Source organism: Streptomyces sp. SM11 (assembly GCF_002910905.1).
GTDB lineage: Bacteria > Actinomycetota > Actinomycetes > Streptomycetales > Streptomycetaceae > Streptomyces.
The window spans coordinates 41,153-51,339 of record NZ_NEUE01000192.1; the positions used below are offsets into that span (position 1 = coordinate 41,153).

Below are 10,187 nucleotides of genomic sequence, written 5' to 3' on the forward strand. Positions count from 1 at the left end.
GAGCACGCGTGCGCCCGGAGCCGTGAGCTGTCGGCTGCCGAGGGCTCACGGCCACCGCCCGCCGTCCGTCGTCACCGCAGGAAGTCCGCCAGCCCCGCCAGGAGTCGCTCCACATCGTCCGTGTCGTTGTACGCGGAGAGCCCCACGCGCAGGCCACCACTGTCACCGAGGCCCAGGTGGCGGGAGGCCTCCAGGGCGTAGAAGGATCCGGCGGGCGCGTGTACGCCGGAGCGGGCGAGGGCGCGGTAGGCGTCCGTCGCGTCCCGGCCCTCGAAGGTGAGCAGCAAGGTGGGGGTACGTTCGGCGGCCCGGGAGTGCACGGTCACCCCGCCCAGTTCGCGTACCGCCCTCTCGACGCTCTTCCGCAACGCCGTCTCATGGACGTCGATCGCCGCGTACGCCGACCGCAGCCGTTCGCGACGCCCGGCATCGGTGACCGCATCGGCACCCGCACCGGCTTCGGGGCCGGTGCCCAGGCTCGCGAGGAAGTCCACCGCCGCGCGTGTCCCCGCCATCGACTCGTAGGGGAGCGTGCCGAGTTCGAAGCGCTCCGGTACGGCGTCGGTGGACGGCGCCAGCTTGTCCGGACGGAGGGTGCCGAGCAGTTCGGGCCGGGCGGCGAGCACTCCGTGATGGGGGCCGAAGAACTTGTACGGGGAGCAGACGAAGAAGTCCGCTCCGAGCCGCTCCACGTCCACCTGGTGGTGCGCGGTGAGATGGACCCCGTCCACGTACAGCAGCGCGCCGGCCCGGTGGACCAGGCCGGCGATGGCCGGGATGTCGGGCCGGGTGCCGATGAGGTTGGAGGCACCGGTCACGGCGACCAGCCGGGTCCGTCCGGTGAGCTGCGCGCCGACGGCCTCCGGGGACAGCTCTCCGGTCGCCGGGTCGAAATCGGCCCACCGCACGACTGCCCCCGTCTGCTCGGCCGCCCGCGTCCACGGGCGGATGTTGGAGTCGTGGTCCAGCCGGCTGACGACCACCTCGTCCCCCGGGCTCCAGGTCCCGGCCAGGGTGCGCGAGAAGTCGTACGTGAGCTGGGTGGCGCTGCGGCCGAACACGATCCCGCCCGGGTCCGTGCCCAGCAGATCCGCCATCGCCTGCCGGAACCCGCGGACGATCTCCTCCGCGTTCACCTCCCCGGGCAGGGCGGCGCCCCGGATGGACAGGGGGCGGCTCATCGCCTCGCCGATCGCGGCGATAACGGAGGCCGGGGTCTGGGTGCCGCCCGGCCCGTCGAAGTGCGCCGTGCCGGACCGCAGGGCGGGGAACTGTGCGCGAACCGCGTCGACGTCGTACGACAAGGAGGCTCCTCGATTCGTTGATCTGCTGTCGGTTCCGGTGCCGGACTCCGTTGCGGGACTTTGCTGTGATCATCTCAGGGCGGTGTCCTCCGGCGGAAGGCGTGGGGCCGGTCGGGGGCGCTTTCCGGGGTGCTGGTTCTGCGCGGGCGCACCGCTCCTCGCTCGAACGTGCGCCTGAGCGTGGGACTTTGTGTCCCGGCGCACCGGAATGCGCCGTCCTTCGGTGTCGCGATGATCCTATGAAGGAATTGCTCGCACAAATGAACTCGCCTCGGTTGTGCGACCTTCCCGCTTCCCGCGTTCCTGTCATCGGATGAATGCGTTCGTCAATCTCTTTGAGTCGGTCGTGGTTAAAGTCGTGGGAACGGGAAATAGATGATCTGGGCTAATGGGGTCGGGGGCATCAGTTCACGCCACGGCCGAATTTCATCGGGATCGGGTGTCTGAGAAGTCGCCGGTGCGGGGGCCGTGATCGCCACCCGGGGCTGCCCTGGGCTGCGTTGATGCGACGCGATGAGTTCTCTCCCAGCACTGTCACTTGTGGAGGGTCACGGATGGACGAGCGCGAGCGCCCCGCCGATGGCGAAATCTATTCGGCCAACTATTCGGTCGGGCGGAAGGGGTGGGCCGGTAATTGTCCTGCCCGGTTTCTTCGTGCCGTCGCCTACCCCGTTCTCCTCCTCGCGGTCGTATCCGTGAGCGCGGCCGCATTGTGGCTGAAGTGGGATCCGGCGCGGGTCAGTTCGCTTTTCCTGGTCGGGGTCATCTCCTACCTGGTCCTCCTGGAGCGGCTGATTCCATATGACCGGAACTGGCACCCCGGAAAACGCGAATGGCGCTGGTACGGCATCTACTTCCTGCTCACCATGGCCGGAAGCGGTCTGGCACAACTGCTGGTAGCGCTGGCCGTCGGCCTGATCTCGCCGGAGGAGCCGGCCCGCTACCTCTGGGTCGAGATACCGGGCGCGCTTCTCGCCGGATCGCTCGTCAGCTACCTGGTGCACCGGCTGGGCCACCGGAACGCCCTGCTCTGGCGACTGCACGGGGTGCATCACGTGCCCGAGAAGGTCAATGTCGCCAACAACGGCGTCAACCACGTGCTGGACATCGTCCTGGCCCAGAGCCTCGTCCAGCTGACCCTGGCCCTCGTCGGATTCTCCCGCCCCGCGGTGCTGGTGGCCGGACTCTTCGTCGCCGCCCAGGGCTACTTCGTCCACGCCAACATCGATGTCCGTATCGGACCGTTCAACCATCTGCTGGCCAGTCCCGAGCAGCACCGTCTGCATCACAGCACGGATCTGTCCGAAGCCGGCCACTACGGCTCCGACCTGTCGTGCTGGGACCACCTCTTCGGCACCTTCACCTGGCACCCCGGTCGCGAACCCGCCGCCGTCGGACTCCACGACCCCACGACCTTCCCCGGCACCGGCGAGATCCTCGCCGCCCTCCTGTACCCCTGGCGACGCCGACCGGCACCGGGCCCCGGTCCGGAGTGACCGTCGCCCCCTGACGCTCCACCACGTGTTGAGGAGTTCGAATGGCCGACGCGAACAACCGGGCGTTACGGAACAAGGTGGCGATCATCGGGATGGGCTGCCGCCTGCCCGGCGGCGCCTCGGACCACCGCGCGTACTGGCGCAATCTGGTGGAGGGCAAGGACTGCATCACGCCCACACCGCCCGACCGGTACGACGTCCGTACCCTCGGCAGCCGGTTTCGCGACAAACCCGGCCGCCTCGTCGGCGGCCGCGGCGGCTACATCGACGGTTTCGACGAGTTCGACCCCGCGTTCTTCGGCATCAGCCCCCGCGAGGCCGACCACATGGACCCGCAGCAGCGAAAGCTTCTCGAAGTGGCCTGGGAGGCCCTGGAGGACGGTGGCCAGCGGCCCGCCGACCTCGCCGGCGGCAACGTCGCCGTCTACGTGGGCGCGTTCACGCTGGACTACAAGATCCTCCAGTTCGCCGACCTGGGCTTCACCTCACTGGCCGCCCACACCGCGACCGGCACCATGATGACGATGGTGTCGAACCGCATCTCGTACTGCTTCGACTTCCGCGGCCCCAACCTCTCCATCGACACCGCGTGCAGTTCCTCCCTGGTCGCCGTCCACCTGGCGTGCCAGGCGCTCAACACCGGCGAGAGCGACCTCGCGCTGGCCGGCGGCACTTTGCTGCACATGGCCCCGCAGTACACCGTCGCCGAGACGAAGGGTGGCTTCCTGTCGCCCGAGGGCCGCTCCCGTACGTTCGACGCCGCCGCCGACGGTTACGTACGGGCCGAAGGCGTCGGCCTGGTCGCGCTGAAGCGGCTGGACGACGCCGTACGGGACGGGGACCGGATCCACGCGGTGATCGCCGGCAGCGGAGTCAACCAGGACGGCCACACCAACGGCATCACCGTGCCCAACCCCGACGCACAGGTCGACCTCATCCGCCGGGTCTGCGCCGAGGCGGGCATCACCCCCGGCGAGCTCCAGTACATGGAGGCGCACGGCACGTCGACCCCGGTCGGCGACCCGATCGAGGCCAACGCCCTGGCCCGCGCGCTGGCCATCGGACGGGCCCCGGGCGCCCGCGCCTACGTCGGCTCGGTCAAGACGAACATCGGGCACACGGAATCCGCCGCCGGGATCGCCGGGCTGATCAAGACCGTCCTCAGCATCGAGCACCGGACGATCCCGCCCCACATCAACCTGGAGAACCTCAACCCCGCCATCGACCCGGCGACCCTGCCCTACGAGATCCCCACCCGGCCCACCGACTGGCCCGCACACGAAGGTCCCGCCCGCGCCGGGGTCAACTCCTTCGGATTCGGCGGCACCAACGCGCAGGTCGTCCTGGAGGAGGCCCCGCGGCCGACGCCGGACATCCGCACCACCGCGCCCGCCGGGCGCCCCTGGAGCATCCTGCCGCTCAGCGCCCGCAACCCGGACGCCCTGGTGGAGATGGCAACCGGGATCCGGGGCGAACTGGCAGGCGGCGACGGCCCCGCCGTGGCCCTCGACGACCTCGGCCACACCCTGGCTCACCGCCGCCAGCACCTCACCGAGCGGCTGTCCGTCGTCTACTCCTCCCGTGCCACCCTCGACGAGGCCCTGGCCGCTCATGAACGCGGCGAGCCCCACCCCCGTGTCGTCCACGGCCGCGCCCGGGAGGCCGCCGGCCGGCGGCTGGTGTGGGTCTTCACCGGCATGGGTCCCCAGTGGTGGGGCATGGGCCGCCAGCTGCTGGCGGAGGAACCGGTCATCCGCGACGCCGTCGCCGCGTGCGACCGGGCGCTGCGGGAGTTCGCCGACTGGTCCCTGATCGAGGAGATGACCGCAGACGAGTCCGTCTCCCGGCTGGGCGAGACCTGGCTCGCCCAGCCCGCGAACTTCGCCGTGCAGGTAGCCCTGGCGGCCCTGTGGCGATCCCACGGGGTGCGCCCCGACGCCGTGGTCGGCCACAGTACCGGTGAGATCGCCGCCTTCCACGCGGCGGGCGTCTACTCCCTGCGGGACGCGGCGAGGATCGTCGTGCACCGCAGCCGCCTCCAGCAGACCCTGGCCGGCACGGGCGCCATGCTCGCCGTCAGCCTGTCGGAGGACGAGGCGGAGCGCCGGGTGCGCCCCTACAGCGACCGGGTCTCCATCGCAGCCGTCAACAGCCCCACCGCGATCACCCTGGCCGGGGACGAGGCGGCGCTGACCCTGCTGGCCGAGGAGTTGCGGGCCGAGCAGCAGTTCGCGAAGTTCCTCACCGTGGAAGTGCCCTACCACAGCGTCGGAATGGAACGGATCAAGGACGAACTCCTGGCGGCGCTGGCTCCGTTGGAGCCGCGCCCGGCTAAGTTTCCGCTGTACCCCACAGGCGTCGAGGGAACCGCCCGGGGCGAGGAACTGGACGCCTCCTACTGGTGGAAGAACGTCCGCGACCGGGTGCGCTTCCGCTCCGCGGTCGACCGCATCGCCGACGACGGCCACCAGGTGTTCCTGGAGATCGGCCCGCACCCGGTCCTCGGCCACGCGATCCGCGAATGCCTCGACGCGGGCGGCACGAGCGGACTCACCCTGCCCTCGATCCGCTGCCGGGAGAACGAGAGCGAGCGCTTCGCCGCCTCCCTCGGCTCGCTCCACAACCTGGGCGTTCCCATCGACTGGGACCTGCTCCAGCCGGGAGTGGAGCCGCCCGGCCCTGCCGCCCGCCGGACACCGGAACGACGCGGAGGAAGAGCCGTTCGCCCCGGTCCAGACGCTGATCGGCCGCATCGCCGCCGAGCACCCCTCGGCCGTCGCCGTGACCATGCCCTCCGTGAGCGGCGGGGCGCACCGGCTGACCTACGCCGAGCTGGAGCGGCGGGCCGCCGACACCGCCGCCCGGCTGCGGACCCTCGGCATCGGTGACGGCTCGGTGGCCGTCCTGTGCCTGGACAAGTCGCCCGAGCTGATCGTCGCCCTGCTCGCCGTGCTCAAATCCGGCGCCGCCTACCTCCCGCTCCGGCCTGACCAGCCCGCCGACCGGCTCGTCCACCTCGTGTCGATCACCGGTGCGGGACTCGTCCTCGTCGCGGACGACGCCGGGCCGGAGCAGACCGGGGCCCTCGCCGTCCCGACGCTCACCCTGACCGAGCTCGACCGTCGCGTACCGCACCCGGACGGGCCGGCGTCCGAGGCGGGCCCGGAATCACCTGCGTACGTCATCACCACCTCCGGATCCACCGGCCGCCCCAAGGCCGTCCGCGTCAGCCACCGCAACCTCGCCTCCGCCCACACCGCGTGGCGCCAGGAGTACCGGCTGGAGACGGACGTCCGGGTGCACCTCCAGATGGCCGAACCGTCCTTCGACGTGTTCACCGGCGACCTGGTGCGCGCCCTGTGCTCGGGCGGCACCCTCGTCCTGGCCGACCGCGACCTCCTCTTCGACACGACCCGGCTCTACCGCACGATGCGTCAGGAGAGGGTCGACTGCGCCGAGTTCGTGCCGGCCGTCGTCCGCGGCCTGATGGGCCACTGCGTCCGGGAAGGGCTGCGGCTGGACTTCCTGCGGCTGGTGGTCGGCTCGGACGCCTGGAGCGTGGGGGAGTACCGCAGGCTGGCCGAGCTGTGCGGACCCGGCACCCGACTCGTCAACTCCTACGGCCTCACCGAGGCCACCATCGACAGCGCGTACTTCGAAGGGCCCGTCGACGACCTGGAACCCGGCGCGATGGTTCCGATCGGCCTGCCCCTGCCGGGCAGCACCCTCCATGTTCTCGACGCCCACGGCGAACCCGTCCCGCCCGGCGTGCCCGGTGAACTCTGGATCGGCGGCGACGGCGTCGCCCTCGGCTACGCCGGAGACCCCGAGCAGACCGAGGAGCGGTTCGTCACCCGTACGCTCGGCCGATCCGCCGAAACCGAAGCCCGGCCCGAACGGCTCTACCGCACCGGCGACATCGCCCGCTGGGACGTGCACGGCCGGGTCCACCTGCTCGGCCGGACCGACGGACAGGTCAAACTGCGCGGCCACCGCATCGAGATCGGCGAGATCGAGGCGCACCTCGCCCCGTGGCCCGCCATCGCCCGGGCCGTCGTCACCGTACGCACCGACACCGGGGGAGACGCGGCGCTCTGCGCCTACTGCGTACCGCAGCCCGGCGCGACCGTGGACGGCCGGGCGCTGCGCCGCCACCTGGCGCGCTCGCTGCCCTCCTACATGATCCCGTCCCACTTCGTCGAGCTGCCCGCCCTGCCGCTGACCGCCAACGGCAAGGTCGACACAGCCGCCCTGCCCGCACCCCTGGCCCAGGCGGGGGGCCGGCCGCACGAGGAGCCCGTGACGCTGTACGAGGTCAGCGTCGCCCGGCACTGGCAGACCCTGCTCGGACGCGAACAGATCGGCCTGGAGGACGACTTCTTCGAACTCGGCGGCAGCTCGATCAAGCTCATCGAACTCCTCCACCACCTGCGCACCGAGTTCGGCGTCGGCGTCCCCGTCAGCAGGCTCTACCGGGTCACCACCCTGCACGGCATGGCCGCCACCGTTCAGGACGTCCTGCTCGGCACCACCGCCGACGAACTGCCGAGCCTCACCTTCAACGCCGGACAGACCCCCGCGCTCTTCTGCTTCCCGCCCGCCGGCGGTCACGGGCTCGTCTACCGGGGCCTGGCCGCCCAGCTCCCCGACCACTCCGTCACCGGCTTCAACTACCTCCCCGGCGACAACAAGATCTCCCGGTACGCCGACCTGATCGAGGCCGCCCGCCCCGACGGCCCCTACCTCCTCCTGGGCTACTCCCTCGGCGGCAATCTCGCCTTCGAGACCGCCAAGGGGCTGGAGCGGCGCGGTCGCCGCGTCGCCCATGTCGTCATCCTCGGCTCCCGCCGGATCCTCACCGCCTACGAACCGGACGCCTCGGGCATCGCCGCCTTCGAGACCGATCTCACCGACCACGTACGCAAGCACACCGGATCCCAGGCCGTCGCCCGCGAGACCCTCGCCCACGCCGCCGAATACCTAGCCTTCTGCGGTAGCACCCCCAACACCGGCACGGTCGCCGCGACGGTCAGCGTGATCACCGACGAGGAGAAAGCCGCCCTCTACGCCGCCGGCGAGCACGGCACCTGGCACGGCAGTTCCACCGGCGCCACCGCCGTACTGCGCGGCTCCGGCGTCCACGCCGACATGCTCGACGCCAAGCACCTGCCCCGCAACGCCGAGCTGGTGCGCTCCGTCCTGACGGGAGGCACGGCCCATGGCTGATGACGCGGGAACCGACTGGACCAGCAGGGAACGCACCCCGGGCACCCCGCCCCGCGTCATCGTCGTCGGCGCGGGCGTGGCAGGCCTCTCCACCGGCGTCTACGCGCAGATGAGCGGCGCCGGGACCCGCGTCTTCGAGAAGCACGTGCTGCCCGGCGGCTGCTGCACCGCATGGTCGCGCGACGGGTACCTCTTCGACTACTGCATCGAATGGCTCATCGGCACCGCCCCGGGCAACGACGCCCGCCGGGTGTGGAGCGAACTCGGCGCGCTCGACGGCAAGACCATCACCAACTTCGAGCTGTTCAACAAGGTCGAGGACGAGAGCGGCCGGTCGGTGACGTTCTACAACGACCCCGACCGGCTGGAAGCCCACCTCCTGGAGCTCTCTCCCGCCGACACCCCGCTCATCCGGGCCTTCGCCCGGGACCTGCGGCGCTTCATCGACATCGAGCTCTACCCGTTCCTGACCGCGCCCGCGCTGCGGACCGTACGGGACCGGGTACAGACCCTGCGCACGGTGCTCCCCGCCTTCCGGCTGTTCTGGCGGACCGCGGCCACCCCGACGCACGTGTTCGCCGACAGGTTCCAGGACCCGCTGCTGCGCAAGGCCTTCCGCAACATCTTCTTCCAGGACCCGGAGGGCTTCCCGCTGCTGCCGTACCTCTTCAACATGGCAGCCGCCCACCACGGCAACGCCGGCTTCCCGCACGGAGGTTCGCTCGGCCTCGCCCGCTCGATCGAGGAGCGCTACCGGAGTCTCGGCGGCACGGTCACCTACCGGGCCCGCACCGAACGGATCCTGGTCGAGAACGACCGGGCGATCGGCATCGAACTCCGCGGCGGGAAAAGGTACTTCGCCGAACACGTGGTATCCGCCTGCGACGGCCACACCACCGTCTACGGCCTCCTGGGCGGCCGCTACACCGGCCCCCGGATCGACAGGCTCTACACCGACCTCCTCCACCGCCCCGGCACCCTCTTCCCCGCCGTCGTCTCCGCCTTCGTCGGCCTGCGCGGCGACCTGGAGCCCGACGAGGCGCACAGCACCACGCATCTCCTCGGCCCGCACGACGCGGCCCACCTCCCCGGCGCCCGGCAGGACAGCCTCGTCGTGCAGGCGCGCTCCCGCTACTCCGGCGGCTTCGCACCACCGGGCCACTCCGTCCTGCACTGCACCTACTTCAGCGACTACGGCCACTGGAAGGACCTGCGCACCAGGTACCGAAAGGAGTGCCCGGGCCCTCTCCTTGTCGCCGGCCTCGCGGCGGGCCCGGTTCCAGGCGGCGCGGCGCTCGGTGTCCAACGCTTCGGTGGCCCAGGCCACCACGTGGAAGGGGTCCATCACCCGGATCGCGTTCGGGGCGCGTCGAGTCAGGGCCTCGGCGATCCAGCCCGCCCCGTCGGCGCTGACGTGGGTCAGTCTCGCGGCCCGGTCGTCGCCGAGGTGGTCGAAGAAGGCGTCCATGACGTCCTTGCCGTGGCCGTCGGCCATCCACACCACTCGTCCGGTGTCATGGTCGACCACGCAGGTCATGTAGCGGTGGCCGCGCTTGTAGGAGATCTCGTCGATCCCGACCCGCCGCAGCCCGGCCAGTCGGTCGACGGCCCCGTCGCGGTCGGCGACGTAGCGCTCGACGATCCGGCCCACCGTCCGCCAGGACGTCCGTATCAACACCGCCGTCGCGGACTTCGAGCACTCCGCGGCCAGCCACGCGGTCCGCTGGTCGAAAGCGCGGGTGTGCCCGGCACCATGACGGGCCCAGGGCACCGCGACGACCGTCGGCCCATGCTCCCGGCAGGCCACCCGAGGCGCATCAGCCTCCAGGAACACCCGCACCGCACCGTGGTCCAGGGCCCGCCACCGGCGCCGTCCCCGGCCACCGTCGTACCAGGACGCGGGCCGGACACAGATCCCACACCGCTGCCGCCGCCGCGCTTCGGGCCGTACCGACACGATCACGCACTGTTCGTTCCCGTCGAAGCGGACCCCTTCGACCACGGCCTTTCGACCATCAGGGTCCGCTTCCATATGCTGAAGATAGACACGCCGCTTCTCTGCTTGATCAACCTTGTTGCTAGACACCTCAAGGTTCACAGAGAGCGGCGTGTTTCACGTATCAGCCCAGCTCAGAGCCCCCACACATATGACAGGAGAGCC

General features: G+C 71.0%; 2 protein-coding genes and 4 pseudogenes. 4 read left to right on the plus strand and 2 right to left on the minus strand.

Annotation, left to right across the window (positions count from 1 at the left end; all coding sequences use genetic code 11):
- Positions 1 to 71 precede the first annotated feature (71 nt).
- On the minus strand, positions 72 to 1,304 hold the full coding sequence (locus tag B9S58_RS17695) for a cysteine desulfurase-like protein (protein ID WP_103533093.1): 1,233 nt from the start codon (positions 1,302 to 1,304) through the stop codon (positions 72 to 74).
- Between the two features lie 554 nt (positions 1,305 to 1,858).
- Between B9S58_RS17695 and B9S58_RS17700 the strand changes: the two genes are divergently transcribed.
- The 4 genes and pseudogenes from B9S58_RS17700 to B9S58_RS17710 form a co-directional block, all read left to right on the plus strand.
- On the plus strand, positions 1,859 to 2,800 hold the full coding sequence (locus tag B9S58_RS17700) for a sterol desaturase family protein (RefSeq protein WP_103533094.1): 942 nt from the start codon (positions 1,859 to 1,861) through the stop codon (positions 2,798 to 2,800).
- Positions 2,801 to 2,892: 92 nt separating this feature from the next.
- Positions 2,893 to 5,370, plus strand: a pseudogene (locus tag B9S58_RS40230) (type I polyketide synthase); the annotation flags it as partial.
- Between the two features lie 94 nt (positions 5,371 to 5,464).
- A pseudogene (locus tag B9S58_RS40235) lies at positions 5,465 to 8,026 on the plus strand (amino acid adenylation domain-containing protein); the annotation flags it as partial.
- Positions 8,019 to 9,260, plus strand: a pseudogene (locus B9S58_RS17710) (phytoene desaturase family protein); the annotation flags it as partial. The pseudogenes B9S58_RS40235 and B9S58_RS17710, both read left to right, overlap by 8 nt.
- Here the strand turns inward: B9S58_RS17710 and B9S58_RS17715 are convergent.
- Positions 9,261 to 10,042 (minus strand): annotated as a pseudogene (locus B9S58_RS17715) (transposase); the annotation flags it as partial. It abuts the pseudogene before it with no gap.
- Positions 10,043 to 10,187 lie beyond the last annotated feature (145 nt).